The 21,114-nt window shown below is 47.1% G+C and carries 24 protein-coding genes; 8 read left to right on the top strand and 16 right to left on the bottom strand.

What is annotated here, in order from left to right:
• From NL646_RS19955 to fkpA, 9 genes are all read right to left on the bottom strand, one after another.
• A partial coding sequence (locus tag NL646_RS19955) for an elongation factor Tu (RefSeq protein ID WP_193282853.1) occupies nucleotides 1-706 on the bottom strand: 706 nt, incomplete at its 3' end.
• 153 nt (nucleotides 707-859) lie between these two features.
• On the bottom strand, nucleotides 860-2,959 hold the full coding sequence (gene fusA, locus NL646_RS19950; protein ID WP_005496543.1) for an elongation factor G: 2,100 nt from the start codon (nucleotides 2,957-2,959) through the stop codon (nucleotides 860-862).
• 138 nt (nucleotides 2,960-3,097) lie between these two features.
• Nucleotides 3,098-3,568, bottom strand: a complete 471-nt coding sequence (rpsG, locus tag NL646_RS19945; RefSeq protein ID WP_005488949.1) for a 30S ribosomal protein S7 — start codon at nucleotides 3,566-3,568, stop codon at nucleotides 3,098-3,100.
• A gap of 101 nt (nucleotides 3,569-3,669) precedes the next feature.
• Entirely contained in the window at nucleotides 3,670-4,044 is a 375-nt protein-coding gene (rpsL, locus tag NL646_RS19940) for a 30S ribosomal protein S12 (RefSeq protein WP_004399892.1), read from the bottom strand.
• A gap of 178 nt (nucleotides 4,045-4,222) precedes the next feature.
• Nucleotides 4,223-4,498 carry a sulfurtransferase complex subunit TusB gene (gene tusB / locus NL646_RS19935; protein WP_005481146.1) on the bottom strand — a complete coding sequence of 92 codons (276 nt, stop codon included), beginning with the start codon at nucleotides 4,496-4,498 and terminating at the stop codon, nucleotides 4,223-4,225.
• A 7-nt stretch (nucleotides 4,499-4,505) separates the two neighbouring features.
• Nucleotides 4,506-4,862, bottom strand: coding sequence for a sulfurtransferase complex subunit TusC (gene tusC / locus NL646_RS19930; RefSeq protein WP_021454333.1), 357 nt, complete (start codon nucleotides 4,860-4,862; stop codon nucleotides 4,506-4,508).
• Nucleotides 4,859-5,254 (bottom strand): sulfurtransferase complex subunit TusD, encoded by a 396-nt coding sequence (gene tusD, locus NL646_RS19925; RefSeq protein WP_005458288.1) that lies wholly within the window; start codon nucleotides 5,252-5,254, stop codon nucleotides 4,859-4,861. Before tusD ends, tusC begins: the two co-directional genes overlap by 4 nt.
• 2 nt (nucleotides 5,255-5,256) lie before the next feature.
• Nucleotides 5,257-5,973 carry a transcriptional regulator gene (locus tag NL646_RS19920; protein ID WP_005438378.1) on the bottom strand — a complete coding sequence of 239 codons (717 nt, stop codon included), beginning with the start codon at nucleotides 5,971-5,973 and terminating at the stop codon, nucleotides 5,257-5,259.
• Between the two features lie 143 nt (nucleotides 5,974-6,116).
• The gene (fkpA, locus tag NL646_RS19915; protein ID WP_005458290.1) at nucleotides 6,117-6,899 is read right to left on the bottom strand and encodes an FKBP-type peptidyl-prolyl cis-trans isomerase; all 783 of its coding nucleotides are present in this window, start codon (nucleotides 6,897-6,899) and stop codon (nucleotides 6,117-6,119) included.
• Between the two features lie 128 nt (nucleotides 6,900-7,027).
• Between fkpA and NL646_RS19910 the strand changes: the two genes are divergently transcribed.
• Both NL646_RS19910 and NL646_RS19905 read left to right on the top strand, forming a co-directional pair.
• Nucleotides 7,028-8,014 carry a WD40 repeat domain-containing protein gene (locus NL646_RS19910; protein ID WP_021453043.1) on the top strand — a complete coding sequence of 329 codons (987 nt, stop codon included), beginning with the start codon at nucleotides 7,028-7,030 and terminating at the stop codon, nucleotides 8,012-8,014.
• The gene (locus NL646_RS19905; RefSeq protein WP_005458294.1) at nucleotides 8,011-8,238 is read left to right on the top strand and encodes a SlyX family protein; all 228 of its coding nucleotides are present in this window, start codon (nucleotides 8,011-8,013) and stop codon (nucleotides 8,236-8,238) included. Before NL646_RS19910 ends, NL646_RS19905 begins: the two co-directional genes overlap by 4 nt.
• Nucleotides 8,239-8,325: 87 nt before the next feature.
• Here the strand turns inward: NL646_RS19905 and NL646_RS19900 are convergent, their stop codons facing one another.
• The 5 genes from NL646_RS19900 to kefG form a co-directional block, all read right to left on the bottom strand.
• Nucleotides 8,326-9,267 carry an isoaspartyl peptidase/L-asparaginase family protein gene (locus tag NL646_RS19900; protein ID WP_005496537.1) on the bottom strand — a complete coding sequence of 314 codons (942 nt, stop codon included), beginning with the start codon at nucleotides 9,265-9,267 and terminating at the stop codon, nucleotides 8,326-8,328.
• A gap of 131 nt (nucleotides 9,268-9,398) precedes the next feature.
• Nucleotides 9,399-9,980, bottom strand: a complete 582-nt coding sequence (gene slyD, locus NL646_RS19895) for a peptidylprolyl isomerase (protein ID WP_005485547.1) — start codon at nucleotides 9,978-9,980, stop codon at nucleotides 9,399-9,401.
• An 86-nt stretch (nucleotides 9,981-10,066) separates the two neighbouring features.
• Nucleotides 10,067-10,267, bottom strand: a complete 201-nt coding sequence (locus tag NL646_RS19890; RefSeq protein ID WP_005464767.1) for a YheV family putative zinc ribbon protein — start codon at nucleotides 10,265-10,267, stop codon at nucleotides 10,067-10,069.
• Nucleotides 10,268-10,300: 33 nt separating this feature from the next.
• Nucleotides 10,301-12,097 carry a glutathione-regulated potassium-efflux system protein KefB gene (kefB, locus tag NL646_RS19885; RefSeq protein ID WP_005464769.1) on the bottom strand — a complete coding sequence of 599 codons (1,797 nt, stop codon included), beginning with the start codon at nucleotides 12,095-12,097 and terminating at the stop codon, nucleotides 10,301-10,303.
• Nucleotides 12,081-12,674, bottom strand: coding sequence for a glutathione-regulated potassium-efflux system ancillary protein KefG (kefG, locus tag NL646_RS19880; RefSeq protein ID WP_005480062.1), 594 nt, complete (start codon nucleotides 12,672-12,674; stop codon nucleotides 12,081-12,083). The genes kefB and kefG overlap by 17 nt, the downstream gene beginning before the upstream one ends.
• 167 nt (nucleotides 12,675-12,841) lie before the next feature.
• Here kefG and NL646_RS19875 point away from each other — a divergent pair, with 167 nt between their 5' ends.
• The 6 genes from NL646_RS19875 (at nucleotide 12,842) to crp (ending at nucleotide 18,454) form a co-directional block, all read left to right on the top strand.
• Nucleotides 12,842-14,761 (top strand): ABC transporter ATP-binding protein, encoded by a 1,920-nt coding sequence (locus tag NL646_RS19875; protein WP_253664601.1) that lies wholly within the window; start codon nucleotides 12,842-12,844, stop codon nucleotides 14,759-14,761.
• Entirely contained in the window at nucleotides 14,758-15,246 is a 489-nt protein-coding gene (locus tag NL646_RS19870) for a TIGR02444 family protein (RefSeq protein ID WP_005458139.1), read from the top strand. The genes NL646_RS19875 and NL646_RS19870 overlap by 4 nt, the downstream gene beginning before the upstream one ends.
• A gap of 86 nt (nucleotides 15,247-15,332) precedes the next feature.
• Complete coding sequence (locus NL646_RS19865; RefSeq protein ID WP_020904540.1) at nucleotides 15,333-16,340, top strand: hydrolase; 1,008 nt, start codon at nucleotides 15,333-15,335, stop codon at nucleotides 16,338-16,340.
• A gap of 33 nt (nucleotides 16,341-16,373) precedes the next feature.
• Nucleotides 16,374-16,586, top strand: a complete 213-nt coding sequence (locus NL646_RS19860; RefSeq protein ID WP_005458136.1) for a YheU family protein — start codon at nucleotides 16,374-16,376, stop codon at nucleotides 16,584-16,586.
• A gap of 125 nt (nucleotides 16,587-16,711) precedes the next feature.
• The gene (locus NL646_RS19855) at nucleotides 16,712-17,581 is read left to right on the top strand and encodes a phosphoribulokinase (RefSeq protein WP_005458134.1); all 870 of its coding nucleotides are present in this window, start codon (nucleotides 16,712-16,714) and stop codon (nucleotides 17,579-17,581) included.
• Between the two features lie 240 nt (nucleotides 17,582-17,821).
• Nucleotides 17,822-18,454, top strand: coding sequence for a cAMP-activated global transcriptional regulator CRP (gene crp, locus NL646_RS19850; RefSeq protein WP_005381432.1), 633 nt, complete (start codon nucleotides 17,822-17,824; stop codon nucleotides 18,452-18,454).
• 156 nt (nucleotides 18,455-18,610) lie between these two features.
• Here crp and NL646_RS19845 read toward each other — a convergent pair whose 3' ends face one another.
• Nucleotides 18,611-19,402, bottom strand: a complete 792-nt coding sequence (locus NL646_RS19845; protein ID WP_253664599.1) for a DUF1338 domain-containing protein — start codon at nucleotides 19,400-19,402, stop codon at nucleotides 18,611-18,613.
• 242 nt (nucleotides 19,403-19,644) lie between these two features.
• A complete protein-coding gene (gene astD / locus NL646_RS19840) occupies nucleotides 19,645-21,102 on the bottom strand; it encodes a succinylglutamate-semialdehyde dehydrogenase (RefSeq protein ID WP_005480036.1) in 1,458 nt (485 codons plus the stop codon).
• Nucleotides 21,103-21,114: the final 12 nt, after the last annotated feature.

Below are 21,114 nucleotides of genomic sequence, written 5' to 3'. Positions count from 1 at the left end.
TACCACGCTCGATACGGCCAGTTACTACTGTACCACGACCTTGGATTGAGAATACGTCTTCGATAGGCATTAGGAATGGCTGATCTACCGCACGCTCTGGCTCAGGGATGTAAGTATCTAGAGCTTCAGCTAGTTCAACGATTTTCGCTTCCCACTGCTCTTCGCCGTTTAGTGCGCCTAGTGCAGAACCTTGGATAACTGGTAGGTCATCACCTGGGAAATCGTACTCAGATAGAAGTTCACGAACTTCCATTTCTACTAGTTCTAGTAGCTCTTCATCGTCAACCATGTCACATTTGTTCATGAATACGATGATGTATGGGATACCAACCTGACGGCCTAGTAGGATGTGCTCACGAGTTTGTGGCATTGGGCCATCTGTCGCAGCAACAACTAGGATACCACCGTCCATCTGTGCAGCACCAGTGATCATGTTTTTAACGTAGTCAGCGTGTCCTGGACAGTCAACGTGCGCGTAGTGACGGCTTGGAGTGTCGTACTCTACGTGAGAAGTTGCGATTGTGATACCGCGCTCACGCTCTTCTGGAGCGTTATCGATAGATGCGAAGTCTTTCGCTTCACCGCCGTACACTTTAGCTAGAGTAGTACAGATAGCAGCAGTTAGAGTTGTTTTACCGTGGTCAACGTGGCCGATTGTACCAACGTTAACGTGCGGTTTCGTACGTTCAAATTTTTCTTTAGACACGATCGTGTTCCTTCCTAGTTATGATTCGCCGTGATCATTATTGATCTACGACGCGCCAGAAATTGTTATTTTATGCGCCAACGCCCGTTAGCGCAATATTTGGACGGCTTGATCTCGCAAAAAGTCGTAAACTTTTTGTAGTTCAATCGTCAATTAGTAACCACGCTCTGCAATAATTTTATCTGCGAAGTTTTTCGGCACTTCAGCGTACTCGTTAAACTCCATAGAGTAAGACGCACGGCCTTGAGTTGCAGAACGTAGGTCAGTTGCGTAACCAAACATCTCAGATAGTGGAACTTGAGCACGGATGATCTTAAGACCAGCCACACCTTCATCCATACCTTCGATCATACCGCGACGACGGTTTAGGTCACCAACAACGTCCCCCATCCAATCTTCCGGAGTGGTTACTTCGACATTCATCATTGGTTCTAGAATCACAGGTTGTGCTTCTAGTGCACCTTTCTTGAATGCCATCGAGCCAGCGATCTTAAACGCCATCTCGCTTGAGTCTACATCGTGGTAAGAGCCATCAAATAGTGTAGCTTTAATATCTAGGACAGGGTAACCCGCTAGAACACCACTATTCATTTGCTCTTCGATACCTTTCGCTACCGAACTAATGTATTCCTTAGGAATCACACCGCCCACGATTTCGTCTACGAATACGAAACCTTCACCAGGTTCTGAAGGCTCAAGTTTGACCCATACGTGACCGTATTGACCGCGACCGCCAGATTGACGAACGAACTTGCCTTCCACTTCCGCTTTACCACGAATGGTTTCACGGTAAGCAACCTGAGGTTTACCAACGTTACAATCAACGCTGAATTCACGCTTCATACGATCAACGATGATATCTAGGTGAAGTTCACCCATACCAGAGATCAGAGTCTGACCTGTTTCGTCGTCCGTTTCTACGCGGAATGATGGATCTTCCGCAGCCAGTTTACCTAGCGCGATACCCATTTTCTCTTGGTCTGCTTTAGAACGAGGTTCTACAGCGATCTGAATAACTGGTTCAGGGAATTCCATGCGCTCCAGAATCACTTTGTGGTTCTGGTCACACAGTGTGTCACCTGTCGTTACATCTTTCAGACCGATAGCAGCAGCAATGTCACCAGCGCGAACTTCTTTGATTTCTTCACGCTTGTTTGCATGCATCTGAACGATACGACCAAAACGCTCTTTCTTCTCTTTTACAGAGTTGTAAACCGCGTCACCTGAGTTAACAACACCAGAATAAACACGCATGAAAGTAAGCGTACCCACGAATGGGTCTGTCGCGATCTTGAACGCCAGTGCTGAGAACGGTTCATTGTCGTCTGCGTGACGCTCAATTTCGTTATCTTTCTCGTCAACACCTTTAATTGCAGGTACGTCAGATGGCGATGGCAAAAATTCGATTACTGCATCCAGTACCGCTTGAACACCTTTGTTTTTGAACGCACTACCACAAGTAGCCAGTACGATTTCGTTGTTTAGTGTGCGAGTACGTAGAGCTTGTTTGATCTCAGCTTCGGTCAATTCACCTTCTTCAAGGTACTTGTCCATTAGCTCTTCACTTGCTTCTGCTGCTGACTCAATCATGTGATTGCGCCATTCTTCAGCAAGCTCGATCATGTCTGCTGGAATGTCTTCGTAAGTGAACGACATGCCTTGGTCGGCATCATTCCAGTTGATCATCTTCATCTTGATAAGGTCGATAACACCACGGAAGTCCTCTTCAGCACCAACGTTTAGTTGGATTGGAACAGGGTTCGCACCAAGACGGTTTTTAATTTGATCCACAACGCGTAGGAAGTCTGCACCTGCACGGTCCATCTTGTTTACAAACACCATGCGAGGAACGTGGTATTTGTCAGCTTGACGCCATACTGTTTCAGACTGAGGTTCAACACCAGACGAGCCACAGAACACAACCACTGCACCATCAAGTACACGAAGAGAACGCTCTACTTCGATCGTAAAGTCAACGTGTCCTGGAGTATCAATGATGTTTACGCGATGCTCAGGGAACTGTGCTTCCATACCACGCCAGAAAGTAGTCGTCGCAGCTGAAGTGATAGTGATACCACGTTCCTGCTCCTGCTCCATCCAGTCCATGGTTGCTGCACCATCGTGAACTTCACCGATTTTATGAGACAGACCAGTGTAGAACAGAATACGTTCAGTAGTGGTTGTTTTACCTGCATCTACGTGAGCACAGATACCGATATTACGGTAGTGCTCAATAGGAGTTTTGCGAGCCACGATTGAATCCTCTTAACTTAGAGATAGGGACTATTGCTATAGCTAAAAAATGCTATCCCCTAGATATAGCAATAGTTCCTAGCATAGGCATAGGAACTAAAGAAGTGCTGCAAGGAACCTTGCAGCACTGAAAAGGTATTACCAACGGTAATGTGCAAACGCTTTGTTCGCTTCTGCCATACGGTGAACGTCTTCACGTTTCTTAACAGCAGTACCTTTGTTCTCAGACGCGTCTAGCATTTCAGCAGCTAGGCGTTGAGCCATAGATTTTTCACCACGCTTACGCGCAGCTTCAACCAACCAACGCATAGCAAGTGCGTTACGGCGAACCGGACGTACTTCTACAGGAACTTGGTAAGTTGAACCACCAACACGGCGAGATTTAACCTCTACCGCTGGGCGAACGTTTTCAAGAGCTTCTTCAAAAATAGCTAAGTGGTCTTTACCAGACTTTTCAGCCATAGAATCTAGTGCAGTGTAAACGATTTTCTCTGCAGTAGATTTTTTACCGTCAACCATTAGGATGTTAACGAATTTTGCCAGCAATTCAGATTTGAATTTTGGATCTGGAAGGATCTTACGCTGACCAATGACGCGACGACGTGGCATGGATTTATCTCCGTTGTCTTCTTCAGGTTTTATCCAAAACTTTTCAGTTTTTTCAAAAAATTAAAAATAATTTAGTGTTTGGCCTTACTTAACGGAATCCATTAAGACTTAGGACGCTTCACACCGTACTTAGAACGACCTTGTTTACGGTCATTTACGCCAGCACAGTCTAGTGCGCCGCGAACAGTGTGGTAACGCACACCTGGAAGGTCTTTAACACGACCACCACGGATTAGAACAACTGAGTGCTCTTGAAGGTTGTGACCTTCACCGCCGATGTACGAAGTAACTTCGAAGCCGTTTGTCAGACGTACACGACAAACTTTACGAAGTGCTGAGTTAGGTTTTTTAGGTGTAGTAGTGTAAACACGAGTACATACACCACGTTTTTGTGGGCACGCTTCTAGTGCAGGCACGTTGCTTTTAACAACTTGCTTTGCACGTGGCTTACGTACCAACTGGTTAATAGTTGCCATTAACTAGCTCCTGATTTACTTGAAAGTAAGCTTTGTGAAAAATCTATCCCTAGCCACCATTGGCAGTTAGGGACGCAAAATTCTATGCAGCAGTGAGAGGTGTGTCAAGAAATATACGGATCTTTTTTGTTCAATTAGAGCAATTCATCCGTAAAGCTTTATCGACAGGAAAGGTGTATTAATCCCAGGTGAGAGATTTATCGTGTTTTGCCGTCAATTCGACAAAGCCAACGTAGTCTACGACAGTCACTGATGGACTGATACGATTTGCCATTCCTCGCGCTTGAATATCGCTTTCTAATGCGAACACAGTGGCGTGTTTTACATGGCTAAACGCCTTGTGCTGTGGATTTGCGGCGTAGACGGCATCTTCAATCAGCAGGGCTGCATCTTGTTCGCTATACAATGCGAATGCATCTTCTAAGGCAGAAACGGTTTTGATGATGTGTAACATAGCGTCCTCAGAATGACAGTAACTTGCCAGCTTGCTGCAGTTTTTCTTTTACTTGCTCAAGGCTGAGTGCTTGAGCATCTATAACGAGATCGGCTTGAGCCAATCCTCGTTGCGCTAATGATTCTGAACACACAAACACCTGTTCGATGTCGTATAGATCGAATAACTTGAGCATCGGCGCGTAATCTTTGCTTAAGATACCACTAGGTTCTTGACCTAACAGAAGTTGATACACGCCATCTCCGATAAAGATCACGGTGATATTTTCGCAATACGCGGAAGCCGCTAAAAGCGCATCAACGCCTTCGCGACCAGCTGCGCTGCCATGCGGTGCGCTTCGAAATAGATAAGTTAACTGACTCAAAACTGTACCACTCTGTCTTGGGTTAACATCGCTTCGGCTAGACTGCCCAAACCCGCTTGTACAAAACCTTCTGCAAGATTGTTTTGTGTTAAACCATGTTGAGTGGCTTCATCCTCACTAATGATGCCACGACGCAGCGCTGCAGCGACACACGTTTCCAAACGCACATCATGTTCTTTAGCGAGACCTTGCCATGCTTTAGTCAAATCAAACTCATCATTAGCTGGCACACTTAACGCAGTACCGTTGGTCACACCATCTTGATAAAAGAACACACTCACCAGAGTATGCCCTTGTTCAATGACTGCTTGTGCGAATTGGTATGCGCTGCGTGCCGATTGGCTGCCGTAAACAGAGCCATTTACCACCAGCGTGTAAGTTAATCCACCCACGCTTATTCGTCCTCGGTTTTACGTTGACGAATGTATAAGTACACGGTGTGTTTTGAAATGTTAAGACGATCGGCAACACGGTTGATGGCATCTTTGATGTCGAAGATGCCTTTATCGTACAACTCCATCACGATCTGACGATTCTTAGTGTTGTTCGATACCGATTTATCCGCATTGATTTCTTCAATCGTACGTTCAACGGTTTGGTCCACCAGCTCTTCTACGTCACTCGCGAAGTTCACCGATGAAGCGGCTTCTTTCGCTTCTTGCGTTGGCATGAAAGATTGCAACACTTGCGAAAATGGCGCATCAAGGTTGACGTTGATACACAGCAAACCAATTACGCGATTTTCACCGTTGCGGATCGCAACAGTGATTGACTTCATTAGTACGCCGCCTTTGGCACGTGTGAAGTAAGAACGTGAGAAATTACGCTCAGAGCCTTCAATGTCTTTCAGCATTTTTAGCGCTAAGTCAGTAATAGGCGAACCTACTTGGCGGCCGGTGTTTTCGCCATTGGCGATTTTGATTGCAGAGGTATTTAAGTCTTCCAGAGAGTGAAGAACGATTTCACAAAACGGACCGATCAGGCTCGCGATACCGTCCACGACCGCTTCGTAAGATCTCAAGATGATTTTGTCGTGCTCAGTAAATGGCATCACGTTAACCGATTCCATTTCGAGCAACATCTCCGCATTTATTGTTTCTGTAGTTGTCATAAGCCTTCGAGCGAAAAATCAACAAATTGGTGTAAGTTTATCAGAAAATTTGAAACGCAACCTAGCAAACTAACCAACTAGTGACCTAGAACAAAAAAGGCCCGTTAAACGGACCTTTTTCAATAACTTAGCTCAGCTCGTTCTTATTGCTCAGCTTTGTCATTCTCAACTTTTAGTAGCTCAACTTCAAATACAAGTGTTGAGTTTGCTGGAATGCTTGGCGTGTCTTGGTCACCGTATGCAAGCTCTGGCGGGATAACAAATTTGAATTTAGAGCCCACTGGCATTAGCTGAACACCTTCTGTCCAACCTGGGATAACACGGTTTAGAGGGAACGTTGCTGGCTCACCACGATCGTAAGAGCTGTCGAACTGAGTACCGTCAATCAACGTACCTTTGTAGTGTACTTGTACAGTGTCAGTGTCTTTTGGCTTCTCGCCTTCAGCAGGTGTGATTACTTGGTATAGAAGACCTGTGTCTGTTTTCACTACGCCTTCTTGCTTTTCGAATTCCGCACGGAAATCATCGCCAGCTTTTTTCGCTGCCGCTGCTTTTTCTGCTGCTTGTGCTTGCATCTTCTCAGCAACACGCTTGTCTAGAGACTCTAGAGCAGCACGTGTTTCTTCTTCGTTTAGCTCTGCATTGCCTTTAAACACATCTTCGATACCTTTAAGAACAAGGTCTTTGTTTAGGTTGATACCGATTTCGCTTGGTTTTTCGATGCTAGTGCTTAGGTAGTTAGCAAATGAAACACCGATTGCGTATGCCGCTTTGTCGTCGTCGGTTTTAAAGTGAACCGCTTTACCTGTTTCTGCTTGAACTTGTTCTGCTTGAGGTGCTGCTTCTGGTTTTGTTTCTTCTTTCTGACAACCTACCGCTAGCATTACTGTTGCAGCAAGTAGCGACACTTTTAAAACTGATTTCATTAAATTCTCCCAATAATGGCTTCGCCATTGGTTATTGTGCACAAATCTTATATGAGACTGGTGAAGACAATCGTTATACCAATATACTAGCTATATGTCTTAAGACACAAACCGGATTATTAGATGTGATGCAAAGAATTTCTCATTTATTCCTATATTTAATTGTCATCACCACGTTAAATGGTTGCTTTTTTACCGAGCATGAAGTTCAACGTTGGCCACTCGAACCACAGGGCTCAACGAGCTTTGGACTCAGCCGAGATGGTCGATTTGCCCTGCTCTACTCTGAAGAACACCACTTGGTTTTGTGGGACCTAGAGCAAAACAAAAAACTCGCAACGCTTGGAGAGCTTGATGCCGATGGCAACGCGGTATCTCATATTCGTATTTCAGACAACGGCCGTTTTGCTGTAACCGCAGGTCAAATGAACTTTGCCGTTTGGGACCTTGGCTGGACGCAAGCACAAGGGCTGTGGTCCATTTCTGACGCGTTAATTCGCGACATCGACATCACCAGCAACGGTGAACAAGTGCTACTCGGGCTCTCAAACGGTAAAGCCATTTACGTCAACTTAGTCACCGGTCGTCGCTTGGAGTTCCTCGCTCACCGAGAAAAAGTCAACTCTGTCGCCATCTCTCCCAATGGTCGATTCGCATTGACAGGCGGTAACGACTACAAAGCTTACCTCTGGGATACTGAATCTGGTCAGGTATTACGAACTTTTGAACATGAACAACGTGTTGTGCGCGTGGCACTGCAACGAGATGGCAAACTCGCCATGACGTCAGACGGTGGCAATCAAGCGATCATTTGGAATTTAGAAACGGGTCAAAAGGTTTCGCAACTCAGCAGTTGGTCGCGCCAGCTGATTTTCTCTACCGCGCGTTTTTCTGATGATGGCTCTCAACTGGTGACGGGAACACCTTCAGGCCGCGTCTCAATTTGGGATACGCAGAGCGGAAAGCGCATTGACGGATTTGAAGTCGAGCCGAAAAAAGATACTCGCCCTCCTCGCGCGGTCGTGTATGATGCTGCCTTTGATTCTAAGCAACGTGTAATTACTGCCACATCAGCGGGCATCGCCCAAGCTTGGCAACTAGAGAACGGGTCATGACAGAAAAACTCATTGAGCAATTGGAAGCACGCATCAACGACTTAGAGTGTCAGGTGGCGTTCCAAGAGCAAACAATCGAAGATCTGAACAGTGCATTGTCACAACAACAATTGCAGATCACGAAGATGCAAGATCAAATGAAGTACGTAGTAGGCAAAGTGAAAAATATGGATTCTTCGAATATGGAAGATCCAGCCAACGAGCCACCGCCGCCGCATTACTGATCAATACGCGAAAGACAAAACAAAGCCCAGACTTATGCTGGGCTTTGTTGTAATTGCACGGTGGCTCATCGTGAAATGATCGAACGGTTAGTCGTTAGCGTAGATTTTCACACACAACTCACCACGAGTATTGATACCCGCACGATACATCCCCGTACTGTTCATAGCGAAATGCAACTCCCCATTCGCATCAATGGCAATCAGGCCACCTTCTCCGCCCATGGTTTTGAGATCTCCCTGAATAATGGCTTCACACGCGGTATGTACGTCCTCTTGCAAATAACGCATACGTGCTGCTACATCTTCCGCAACACGTTTACGAATAAAGAACTCACCAACACCCGTAGTTGAAACTGCCACCACGCCATTCTCAGCCACCGTGCCACAACCTATCAGTGCAGAATCTCCAACACGACCATATTGCTTATTGGTTACCCCACCCGTACTGGTCGCCGCAGCTAAGTTGCCTTGCTGGTCTAACGCCACTGCGCCTACGGTGCCGTGTTTACGATCATCCGGGTAACGAGACTCAGATAACGCAAACAAACCTTTCTCACGCATTGAGAGCAGCTGTTCATAACGGCGATCTGTGAAGAAGTAATCTTGTTCGGTGTATTGATGGCCTTGTTCAAAAGCAAACTTCTCAGCACCTTCACCAACCAACAACACATGGTTGCTGCGAAGCATCACATCCCGAGCCAGCTCGATCGGGTTTTTAATGTGTCTAACGCCCGCGACAGCACCTGCGGCAAGGTTGCGACCATCCATCACAGAGGCATCCATTTCTACCATTTCGTTGTGAGTCAGAACCGAGCCTTTACCCGCATTAAAGTTGGGAGAGTCTTCCAGCACTTTTACCGCAGCGACCACCGCATCAAGCGCTTCTCCGCCTTGTTCGAGTATTTGGTGTCCTGCTTTTACCGCTGCTTCTAAGTCTGCCAAGATGGATTGCTGAAGTTCATCACTCATTTGTTCACGCAAAATGGTGCCTGCTCCGCCGTGAATGGCAATTGAGAACGGTTTCGTCATCGCTTTGTCCAACTGTTATTCCTTGTATGATTTGCACTACACCGCAGATAAACAAAAAGCGCAAGTTGAAACCTCAACTTGCGCTTTTTTAAAGCTTTACTAGATGCGTTTATCTAGTGAAGAGCATGCGATTAGTGAGAACCGCAACCGCCGCCGCCACAACATTCGTGGTCGTCGCCTTTCTCTTCGCCGCCACAACAGCCGCCTTCATGGTCGTGATCGTGGTCATGGCCACCACAACAACCACCAGCTTGGTGAATGTGACCGTGTTCGATCTCTTCTGCTGTTGCTTCACGAGTTGCCATTACTTCAACTTCGAATGTTAGCGTTTGGCCTGCTAGCATGTGGTTACCATCAACAACCACTTCGTCGCCGTCCACTTCAGTCACTTCTACAGGGATTGGACCTTGGTCAGTGTCTGCTAGGAAACGCATGCCAACTTCGATTTGTTCAACACCTTGGAATACGTCAGCAGGAACGCGCTGAACTAGAGCGTCGTTGTGCTCACCGTATGCATCTTCAGGAGCTACAGTTACTGAGAACTTGTCGCCAGCCACTTTACCTTCAAGCTCTTTTTCAAGACCTGTGATTAGGTTGTTGTGACCGTGAAGGTAATCTAGAGGTGCGTCTGCAGTTGATTGGTCAACTACTACACCGTCTTCCATCATTACTTTGTATGCAAGGCTTGCAACAACGTTCTTTTCAATTTTCATACTAACTCCAGAGAGATTAAGACTTAACCAGAATGGGGTTAAGTACTGCGATGGTAGTATTATGGGGATCAATTATCGAAGTTCAATTACTCAGGCTTAAAAATCCCAATCATTTCCTGCGCGGAGTGTTTATTTTTCTCTACAGATTGCGGTTTACGCTGCTCGGTGTAGTCACACTCAACGCACTCGACTAACTCAATATTGTTTTCTATCCACCAGCGTAGGGTATCTTGCTGGCTGCACTGTGGGCAAGTTGCCCCCGCGATAAAACGTTTCTTGGCTTTCACTTTTGTTCCTTTTCCCGCTTAGGTCTGCGGGTACTACTTCCAATGATTAGGCGACTGGTGATCGCTTTCCATCTCACGACCAAAAATTTCTTCTAGCTCTTTACGAGCTTCTTTGGCTCTTTGGGCGAGCTTCTTATCTTCATTATGCTGAGGCAGCAAGTCTTTAAGCATAGCATTATCGAGCTTACGAAAATGTGCTTCTGCCCGCTTTGCTTGATATGGGTGCATGCCTAACTCAACCAGAGTTTGACGACCAAGATCCAGTGCGCCTAAAAAAGTCTCACGCGAATAGTTTTGCACACCATGGCTCATCAACTGATAGGCTTCCACTCGGCTTCGAGCACGAGCGAGCAATTTGAGATTCGGAAAATGCGTACGGCAGATATCGACAATCGCCATCACTTCATCCGGCGAGTCTGTACAAATCACTAACGCTTCCGCTTTGTCTGCGCCAGCGGCGCGCAACAAATCGATTTGCGTGGCATCGCCATAAAAAACTTTGTAACCGTACTTACGCAGTAAGTGAATTTGGCTGGCGTCACTTTCCAATACCGTAACTTTGATTTTATTGGCGTACATTAAGCGCCCAACGATTTGCCCAAAACGACCAAAACCCGCAATGATGACACGAGGTCGACGATCAACCACGTGACTGGTGACGCTCTCTTCTTCCTGATTAAGTGTATGAGCGAACCACTTCTTTTGTCCCATCAACAAGAGTGGCGTGGTCACCATCGATAGACTCACCACAACCAACAAAAACGCCACTTGTTCTTTGGATAAAATGCCTTCTTGGCTTGCCGCGGTGAAAATCACAAAAGCAAACTCACCACCTTGGCTCAAGATGGCGGCCATACGGCTACGTGCTTTTTCTCGCACACGACCCGCTCTGGCTAGGGCGTACAACACCAAACCTTTCACCACAACCAAAGCCACCACCGCACCAAGAATTTCAAGAGGATGCAACGCCAGTAAGCCCAAGTTTACCGCCATGCCAACCGCGATAAAAAACAGACCAAGAAGCAAACCTTTAAACGGCTCGATAGCGATTTCTAGCTCATGGCGATATTCACTTTCGGCCAGCAGCACTCCAGCTAAGAAAGTTCCTAGCGCCATGGACAAGCCCAGTTTTTGCATCACCACCGAAATGCCTAGCACCACCAAGAGTGAAGCCACGGTAAATAACTCGCGAACCCCACTCATCACGACAAAACGAAACAGAGGGCGCAATAAAAAGTGACCACCAATCAACAAGGCTACGACACTGCCTAAAACGGTAAAAGCATCGAACCAACTACCTACATTCTGTTCACCAGCCAAAAGCGGTAACATAGCCAACATCGGTATGACGGCGATATCTTGAAAAAGCAGCACAGCAAAACCAGACTGGCCCGTTTCGGTGCCATTGAGGCCTTGCTCTTCAATCACTTTGAGTGCAATGGCCGTAGAGGAAAGGGCGAGCCCCATGCCGATGACCAAACTCACCTGCATGCTCAAGCCAAACAAACTGACAATGCTACCAATAACCGCCGTCGTCACCACAACTTGCGCGCCGCCAAGACCTAAAATCGGCCCTCGCATTTGCCATAATTTTTTCGGGTTCAATTCCAAGCCAATTAAGAACAGCAGCAACACCACCCCGAGCTCAGCAAAATGCAGAATCGCATCGACATCGCTAATCAGGCGTAATCCCCAAGGGCCAATCAATACCCCTGCCAACAAATAGCCAAGTACCGAACCTAAGCCAAATCGCTGCGCCAAAGGAACAGCAATCACCGCCGCCGACAGAAACACGACACTGCTTTGTAGAAACTCACTGGTTATCGCCATGCTGACCTCCTTGGTGCAACGCTTCCCACTCATCAAGAGGATTACTCAGCCATCGACGATACTGCTCCGCGTGTTCATAGCGTTCAATATCAGAAACATTGCGCGACCAATACAGCACCAGAGGCTCCATCCAATGCATCTGACATAGTGCAGCCGTCAACTCGAACGGTTGCAGAATCTGCTCTAACGGATACTTGTTATACCCCCTAGCACTGAAAGCTTCTTCTTTACCACCCGTGGTGATCACACTGCGCCAATATTTTCCTTCCAGTGCAGAACCATCGCCAAACGCAAAGCCCTTGCCGAGTACTCGGTCTAACCACTCTTTCAACAACGCCGGACATGAATACATATAAAGAGGATGATGAAAGACAATCACATCATGATTCATCAGTAGATCATGTTCGTGATTCACATCGATAAAGAAATCAGGATAAGCGCCATAAAGATCGTGCACCGTCACGTGCTCAAGTGATTGCACTCGCTTTATCATCACTTGATTAGCAATGGAGTTGTGCGGCTCTGGGTGAGCATAAATGACCAGAACTCTTGGGAGAATAGACGCTGCTACAGCCAAATGGTCGTCCTTGTGGTGATTTTTATCCGTTATCAAATTGTTATACTTTTTTGTATAGCATAATGCAATTAAAGCTCAGTGATCGACTTTTCCCGTCAATAGCCCTACTATTCATCGCGAGATCAACGACCAAGAAACGCGCGCTGCGCAAAGTGAACAAAAACCCTATGATTACCTTCTCTGATATTCAGTTACTGCGTGGCGGTAAACCTCTTTTAGACCAAGCATCGGCAACCATTCACCCAGGTGACAAAGTGGGTCTGGTTGGCAAAAACGGCTGTGGTAAATCGACCTTATTTGCTCTACTGAAAGATGAACTGTCGATTGACGCGGGCTCGTTCAGCCAACCTCAGCATTGGGAATTGGCGTGGGTAGCGCAGGAAACACCTGCTTTAGAACGCAGCGCATTGGAATACGTCATTGATGGTGATCGCGAATACCGCGGTCTTGAGCAACAGCTAGCGGTTGCCGAAGAAAAAGACAACGGTACGCTGGTGGCAGAAATTCACGGCAAGATCGAAACCATTGGCGGTTATAGCATCCGTGCCCGTGCGGCAGAATTGCTTGACGGCCTTGGCTTTAGCCAAGAACAGATGAGCTGGAACTTAACTCAGTTCTCTGGTGGTTGGCGTATGCGCCTTAACTTGGCTCAAGCACTATTGTGTCGTTCCGATCTACTACTGCTCGACGAACCAACCAACCACTTGGATTTGGACGCCGTAATGTGGCTAGAACGCTGGCTGCAAAACTACCCTGGCACGCTGATCTTGATCTCGCACGACCGAGATTTCCTAGATCCGATCGTTGGTCGCATCATCCATATCGAAAACCAACAGCTGAACGAATACACGGGCAACTACTCGTCATTCGAAAATCAACGTGCGCAAAAAATGATGCTGCAACAAGCGATGTTCGAGAAACAACAAAAGCAAATGTCGCACATGCAAAGCTACATCGACCGCTTCCGCTACAAAGCGTCGAAAGCGCGCCAAGCGCAAAGCCGAATCAAAGCGCTAGAACGCATGGAAAAAGTCTTGCCCGCGCAGTTCGATAACCCATTCAGCTTTGAATTCCGCCAACCAGCTGCGCTGCCAAATCCAATAATGATGATGGACGACGTATCGGCAGGTTACGGCGACAACCTAATTTTAGAAAAGATTCGTCTGAACTTAGTACCGGGCAGCCGTATTGGTTTGCTTGGCCGCAACGGCGCAGGTAAATCTACCTTAATCAAACTGCTTTCAGGTGAACTTAAAGCGCAAGGCGGCGATCTCACCTATTCGCAAGGCGTGAAGATCGGCTACTTTGCTCAGCACCAGTTGGAGACGTTGCACCCAGAAGAAACGCCACTGCAGCACATGATGCAGATTGCACCGGATCAAACAGAGCAGCAACTGCGCGATTACCTAGGTAGTTTTGGTTTCCAAGGCGACAAAGCGCTAGAAAAAGTCGCACCGTTCTCTGGTGGTGAAAAGGCACGCTTAGTGCTGGCATTGATCGTGTGGCAAAAACCAAACTTATTGCTACTCGACGAACCAACCAACCACCTAGACTTAGACATGCGCCAAGCGTTAACCATGGCTCTGCAAACGTTCGAAGGTGCGATGGTGATTGTTTCACACGACCGCTACTTACTGCGCGCAACCACCGATGATTTGTACTTAGTGCATGATCGCCAAGTTGCGCCATTCGATGGTGACCTAAACGACTACTACAAGTGGCTGACTGAACAACAAAAAGCCGAGCGAAAAGAAGCACAAGCGTCGCAACCAGTTAAAGATACCGCAAACAGTGCCGCTGCGAAGAAAGAGCAAAAACGTCGCGAAGCGGAATTTCGTAAACTGACGGCGCCAATTCGCAAAACCCTGACACAATTAGAAAATAAAATGGATAAGTTAGGTGTAGCACTGGCAGAGGCTGAAGAACAATTGGCGGATAACTCACTGTATGAAGTCGAAAATAAAGCTAAACTAAATGAAGTGCTGGCCCTTCAAGCTTCGAGCAAATCAGAACTTGAAGAAGTGGAAATGGAATGGATGTCTGCTCAGGAAGAACTGGAGCAGATGGAGCTAGAGTTTAACCAATGACAAACAAACACGCGGAATACACTCTTACCCTAGAACACCTTTGGCAGTTCAGCCTGCAGTTTTATGGCGTGCGAGAAGTAAAAGAAGCGTGTTTATCATTGCAAAACAATTACCACGGTAACGTGAATCTATTACTGCTGCTCCGTTGGCTCGACGAGCAGCAGCTTATCTTCCAAGAGAAAGATTGGCATTTGGTTCAAAGCTGTCTTGGCCGTAGTGAAACGCTGCTGCACTCTTTTCGCGACCTGCGACGTCATCTAAAATCCCAAGTGAACGATGCGTTGTATCGAGAAAGCCTGCAGTTTGAACTGCAACTCGAAAAGCAACAACAAGCCGATTTGGTCGACTGTATCAACTCACTTACACTGATTAAAAACGATGGCGATCCACTCACGCTCAGATACTGTCGTCAGCTTGGTGGGGAGCATTTGCAACAAGCCTTTGCTATCCCTGTGCCAAACATTCACCCACCAAAACACTCATAACGCTGTAGAATACCTATAATCTTTATAAAGGATTATATTAATAAGTTCTTCAACTGACATGAAGGACCATATAAGAGCAGTTAGGTATGACACAATTTTTCGCAGCCGCCGGGATCAAGAACCCGCACCTTCAGACCCTTTTACCGCGCTTTATTCGTAAAAAAGCGCTGTTTACGCCTATTTGGCAGACGCTGGATACCGACGATGGCGACTTCCTCGATCTCGCTTGGAGTGAAGATCCCACCAAAGAACGTGCGCAGAACAAACCCATCTTCGTTTTGTTTCATGGCTTGGAAGGATGCTTCTACAGCCCGTATGCAAACGGCCTGATGAATGCGTTTGCGAAATCTGGTTGGTTATCGGTGATGATGCATTTTCGTGGCTGTAGCGGCAAACCGAACAAAAAAGCTCGCGCATACCATTCAGGAGAAGTAACGGACGCTCGCTTCTTTTTGGAACACCTCCATCTGCGCTTTCCAAACAATCCAAAAGTCGCCGTCGGCATCTCCCTTGGTGGCAATATGCTGGCGAACTACTTAGCCCAATACAAAGATGACCCGATTTTAAAAGCGGCCACCATCGTCTCTGCACCACTGGATCTGGCGGCTTGTGCCAATCGAATTGAGCAGGGCTTTTCCAAAGTGTATCGCCGTTACCTACTCTCTTCGCTCAAACGGAATGCTCTACAAAAACATCATTTACTGCATGGCGAATTGGCGCTGTCGTACAACTCCATCAAGCGCGTCACTCGTCTGTACGAATTTGATGACTTGATCACTGCACCTCTGCATGGTTTTAAGGATGCACAAGATTATTACGATCAATGCTCAGGATTGAGCAAGTTACAGCAGATCACCTTGCCAACTTTGATCATCCACGCCAAAGACGACCCGTTCATGACCGAAGAGGTGATCCCCAAATTTGTTCTGCCAGATAACATTGATTACCGTCTGTTTGAGCACGGCGGACACGTTGGCTTTCTGACTGGTACGGCATTAAAGCCAAAGTTCTGGTTGGAGGAAGCCCTACCCGCGTACTACGAAAGTGTCGCGGCAGAGTACCTTTCAGCTGTATCCAAACCGCGAACACAGTAAACTAGCCTTTCATCATAAAAGTTTGAGGTATTTATGATCATTCCTTGGCAAGACATCGCGCCAGAAACACTGGAAAATCTAATCCGTGAGTTCGTACTACGCGAAGGCACCGACTATGGCGCGGTTGAAATTTCACTGCAAAACAAAATCGATCAAGTGAAGACGCAACTAGAAAAAGGTGAAGCCGTCATCGTGTTCTCAGAACTGCATGAAACGGTTGATATTCAACTCAAAGCAAAGTTTTAGCACGTTCACATTTTTACCGTATCCCACTCGATGACAAGTCGTTGTTACATGCTATAGTGGGTTATCGACCGTGCAGCGGTTCGCTGCTGCACTTTACAGGTACGTAATTTTCGACAAGGTTTGTCATGTCAGCTAAACATCCAATCATTGCGGTTACTGGTTCATCCGGTGCCGGCACAACCACGACGTCTGAAGCATTCCGCAAGATGTTCAATATGATGAACATCAGGCCGGCATGGGTGGAAGGAGACAGCTTCCATCGCTTTACTCGCCCTGAAATGGACATCGAAATTCGCAAAGCCCGCGAGCAAGGCCGACACATCAGTTACTTTGGTCCGCAAGCGAATGACTTCCCGGGATTAGAAGAGTTTTTCCGTAAGTTCGGTCATGACGGCACTGGCAGCGTGCGCCGTTATCTGCATACGTTTGACGAAGCGGTTCCCTACAATCAAATGCCAGGCACATTTACACCGTGGCAAGACTTACCTGAAAACAGCGACGTGCTGTTTTATGAAGGGCTGCATGGTGGTGTGGTTGATGGCGATGTTAATGTTGCTCAGCATGTGGATTTCTTGATTGGCATGGTGCCAATTGTGAACTTAGAGTGGATCCAAAAATTCGTGCGCGACACTCGCGATCGCGGCCATTCGCGTGAAGCGGTGATGGACTCAATCGTGCGCTCAATGGACGATTACCTCAATTACATCACTCCGCAGTTTTCTCGTACTCACATCAACTTTCAACGCGTCCCAACCGTCGATACCTCCAACCCGCTTAACGCCAAAGGCATTCCGAGTTTAGATGAAAGTTTTGTGGTGATTCGTCTGCGCGGCATTAAGAATGTCGACTTCCCATATCTACTGGCCATGATTGATGGCTCATTTATGTCGCGCCACAACACCATTGTTGTGCCAGGCGGCAAAATGAGCTTTGCAATGGAGCTCATAGTTAGGCCTATCCTACAACAGCTGATTGAAACAGGAAAAATTGGCTAAAAACGTAGCGGGCTAGATGTTTACTTTTCATACCGTGATCATGTGCACAGTTTTGCTTACAAAATCTCAATCATGGCACGATTAAAATCAAGAAATCGTTTTCGAAAAAGGATACTATTTCTTACCGAAACACAAGAGAGCTTGCAGCATATAAAAAGTGCTCTTATTCTAGTAAGCCTAATTCAGGCTTAGCTAAAATATGGATAGCGCAAGCGTACCCTGCAGAGGAAGTGAGATATTATGGTTCTAGGTAAACCTCAAACCGACCCAACATTAGAGTGGTTTCTTTCACACTGTCATATTCATAAGTACCCATCAAAGAGCACGCTAATTCACGCAGGTGAAAAAGCTGAAACGTTGTACTACATCGTTAAAGGCTCTGTTGCGGTTCTTATCAAGGACGAAGAAGGTAAGGAAATGATTCTTTCTTACCTAAACCAAGGTGACTTTATTGGTGAACTTGGTCTATTCGAAGAAGACCAAGAGCGTACAGCTTGGGTTCGCGCTAAATCTCCTTGTGAAGTTGCTGAAATTTCTTTCAAGAAGTTCCGTCAGCTTATCCAAGTAAACCCAGACATCCTAATGCGTCTTTCTGCGCAGATGGCTCGTCGTCTTCAAGTAACTAGCCAAAAAGTGGGTGACCTAGCGTTCCTAGACGTAACTGGTCGTATCGCTCAGACGCTTCTGAACCTTGCTAAACAACCAGATGCGATGACTCACCCAGACGGCATGCAAATCAAGATCACTCGTCAAGAAATCGGTCAAATCGTTGGCTGTTCTCGTGAGACAGTAGGTCGTATCTTGAAGATGCTAGAAGAGCAGAACCTAATCTCTGCGCACGGTAAAACTATCGTGGTTTACGGTACTCGTTAATCTCGACTTAGAGTGATACGAACAAAATTATAAAAGCCACCAATGGCGACATTGGTGGCTTTTTATTTACTTTGTTATTTACCTTGCAACTCAGTCAAACCCTAGGTCGCAAGAGGCTAACAAACAACAACGTTAGCCCGAGGTATTCCATGGCGTTTAGCCATTAGTGCTTTCAAAAATTTTGTCTGCTGAAGCGGCAACAAATCCTGGATACAACTCGCCATTCTCCATTGGGTAACGTTTAGCAAACTCGTAAAAACCACCCGAGATAATTTCCGAACCCTCTTCGAACGTCACTGGCACTTTGTCTGCCATCGTCGACGATTGCTCAAGCAACACGTCTGGTGAGCCTTTCACCTCACCGCCCGACTCATTGATCACAAACCCTGCTTGACGAAGATGGTCGTTAACCTGTTTGACTTCATCGTGTTGATTCAGCTGATTCACACTCACCGTAAAGTGATTAGCACCATAACCGTGCGCGGCCAGCCAAGACGCATACTCGCTCTCTTTAGCCAACGTTTGGTAATCAGCAAAGCTTAGCTCCCATAAGCGACCGCCATGCAGAAATGCACTGCCCGACAGTTTTTCAGCATCCACTTGCGCAACCAGTTTCGCCACAATATCTTGCAGCTCTGGCGAACACTCTTCGACTTTCAGCTCACTGATGAAGACTTTAGGCTGCTTCGGATCTGGGTGCTCATAGTGTTTTGCGACCAGTTTTTTGCTCTCAAATACGTAGTCCCCACACGCTTTATAGCCAGCAGCTAAAAACGGTTTCGCCAATGTCTCGATACCTAGCGGTTCAACATTGAAAGTGCGTAAAGCAATATGATCATTAATCAGAGCCTCATCTTCTTGTAGAAGCTGATGCACCTTAGCAGCAGAAGGACAAAGACGTTGGATGTAGTCTTGCCATAGCGATTCAAATAACACATCGGGCGTCATAACGACTCCTTGTTACGAGATGTAGGATTAAGATAAGAGTGTGGTCGCTCGTTCACAGCCCAAAAGCTGTCCAGAATAATGAACGAGCAACCATCAACCTGTGACGGTAAATGTCAGTCAGTCAAACACGCTTTTTGAGTCTGTGCTCACTTGCCGTGTAATGCCAACGCGTACTACCCAAACCTAAATGATGCGTCAGCACATTGGACCACGATGCATGGTCGTGACCCTGTTATTGAAACTTAAAGCGTCACGCCAGGGCTCAATGTCGCAGGTAATTCCGTCTCCTGCCCTTCCATGGATGCCATAGGGTAAGCACAGTAATCCGCCGCGTAGTACGCGCTTGGACGAAGGTTGCCTGATGCACCTGGGCCACCAAATGGGGCGTCACCACTTGCGCCCGTCAATTGACGGTTGCGGTTTACGATGCCTGCGCGAATGTGGTCAACAAAGTATTCCCATTCTTGATCGTCTGTTGATACAAGACCTGCCGACAGGCCAAAGCGCGTGTCATTCGCCAGCTCTACGGCTTTATCCAAACCTTCATAGCGCACGACTTGCAGCAGCGGTCCGAAGTATTCTTCATCTGGCAACTCAGCAATGTTAGTCACATCGATGATGCCAGGAGAAACAAACGCCGCCTCTCCTGCTTTCGCTTCAATCAAGCTTTCACCACCTAGAGATTGCAGGTTTGCTTGCGCATCAAGTATGAACTTCGCCGCAGCCACAGAGATTTGTGGGCCCATAAATGGCGCAGGTTCTGCGAATGGTTGATCCATGCGAATGTTTTTCGTCGCTTCCACCAGCTTAGTGATCAGAGCATCCCCTTTCTCACCAAACGGCACGTATAAACGACGAGCACAAGTACAACGTTGACCAGCACTGATGAATGCCGATTGGATGATGGTGTACACCGTTGCATCCAAATCACCGTAGTTATCAGAGATGACCATCGGGTTGTTGCCGCCCATTTCTAGCGCTAACATCTTGCCTGGTTGACCTGCAAACTGACGATGCAGAATGTGACCCGTGTTCGCACTGCCCGTAAACAGAATGCCATCAATACCTTTCGCATCAGCCAGCGCAATACCGGTTTCCTTCGCACCTTGAACAAGGTTGATCACGCCTTTTGGCAAACCCGCTTCTTCCCACAATTTCATAGCTAGCTCGCCAGTCCAAGGCGTTTGCTCAGATGGTTTGAACACAACTGTGTTCCCCGCTAGCAAGGCAGGAACGATGTGGCCATTCGGTAAGTGACCAGGGAAGTTATATGGCCCAAACACCGCCATTACGCCAAGAGGGCGATGTCGCAATACAATCTGGTTGCCCGCAGCTTCGCGAGTCGCTTCACCAGTACGGTCATGGTAGGCACGAATAGAAATAGCGATTTTTCCAGCCATTGCAGCCGCTTCTGTGCGCGTTTCCCAAATTGGTTTACCCGTTTCTTTCGCGATCACTTCGGCAATTTTTTCACTGTTTTCTTTCACTTTTTCAGCAAAAGCCAACACAATTGCTTCGCGTTCAGCGAATGGACGCTTTTTCCATTCGACGAACGCAGCACGCGCTGCAGCAACGGCTTGGTCAACTTGTTCCGCCGTTGCACCGTTACCGCGCCAAATTACTTCTTGGTTGTACGGAGACAGAGACACAAACTCTTCACCCTGACCTTGTACCCATTCACCTGCAATCCAATGTGTCATTGTTACTATCCT

It is taken from the genome of Vibrio sp. Y20_XG_PY13, from assembly GCF_024181925.1.
In the GTDB taxonomy this organism is placed as follows: Bacteria; Pseudomonadota; Gammaproteobacteria; order Enterobacterales; family Vibrionaceae; genus Vibrio; species Vibrio parahaemolyticus.
This window is presented reverse-complemented; position numbering and strand designations above follow the sequence as displayed.

What these genes read in the sequence shown, in the direction of transcription:
- rpsG (WP_005488949.1), bottom strand. Translation starts at nt 3,568, where the DNA reads ATGCCACGTCGTCGCGTCATTGGTCAGCGTAAGATCCTTCCAGATCCA.
- rpsL (WP_004399892.1), bottom strand. Translation starts at nt 4,044, where the DNA reads ATGGCAACTATTAACCAGTTGGTACGTAAGCCACGTGCAAAGCAAGTT.
- tusB (WP_005481146.1), bottom strand. Translation starts at nt 4,498, where the DNA reads ATGTTACACATCATCAAAACCGTTTCTGCCTTAGAAGATGCATTCGCA.
- NL646_RS19920 (WP_005438378.1), bottom strand. Translation starts at nt 5,973, where the DNA reads ATGACAACTACAGAAACAATAAATGCGGAGATGTTGCTCGAAATGGAA.
- fkpA (WP_005458290.1), bottom strand. Translation starts at nt 6,899, where the DNA reads ATGAAATCAGTTTTAAAAGTGTCGCTACTTGCTGCAACAGTAATGCTA.
- NL646_RS19910 (WP_021453043.1), top strand. Translation starts at nt 7,028, where the DNA reads ATGCAAAGAATTTCTCATTTATTCCTATATTTAATTGTCATCACCACG.
- NL646_RS19905 (WP_005458294.1), top strand. Translation starts at nt 8,011, where the DNA reads ATGACAGAAAAACTCATTGAGCAATTGGAAGCACGCATCAACGACTTA.
- NL646_RS19900 (WP_005496537.1), bottom strand. Translation starts at nt 9,267, where the DNA reads ATGACGAAACCGTTCTCAATTGCCATTCACGGCGGAGCAGGCACCATT.
- slyD (WP_005485547.1), bottom strand. Translation starts at nt 9,980, where the DNA reads ATGAAAATTGAAAAGAACGTTGTTGCAAGCCTTGCATACAAAGTAATG.
- kefB (WP_005464769.1), bottom strand. Translation starts at nt 12,097, where the DNA reads ATGGCGATAACCAGTGAGTTTCTACAAAGCAGTGTCGTGTTTCTGTCG.
- NL646_RS19875 (WP_253664601.1), top strand. Translation starts at nt 12,842, where the DNA reads ATGATTACCTTCTCTGATATTCAGTTACTGCGTGGCGGTAAACCTCTT.
- NL646_RS19870 (WP_005458139.1), top strand. Translation starts at nt 14,758, where the DNA reads ATGACAAACAAACACGCGGAATACACTCTTACCCTAGAACACCTTTGG.
- NL646_RS19865 (WP_020904540.1), top strand. Translation starts at nt 15,333, where the DNA reads ATGACACAATTTTTCGCAGCCGCCGGGATCAAGAACCCGCACCTTCAG.
- NL646_RS19860 (WP_005458136.1), top strand. Translation starts at nt 16,374, where the DNA reads ATGATCATTCCTTGGCAAGACATCGCGCCAGAAACACTGGAAAATCTA.
- NL646_RS19855 (WP_005458134.1), top strand. Translation starts at nt 16,712, where the DNA reads ATGTCAGCTAAACATCCAATCATTGCGGTTACTGGTTCATCCGGTGCC.
- crp (WP_005381432.1), top strand. Translation starts at nt 17,822, where the DNA reads ATGGTTCTAGGTAAACCTCAAACCGACCCAACATTAGAGTGGTTTCTT.
- NL646_RS19845 (WP_253664599.1), bottom strand. Translation starts at nt 19,402, where the DNA reads ATGACGCCCGATGTGTTATTTGAATCGCTATGGCAAGACTACATCCAA.
- astD (WP_005480036.1), bottom strand. Translation starts at nt 21,102, where the DNA reads ATGACACATTGGATTGCAGGTGAATGGGTACAAGGTCAGGGTGAAGAG.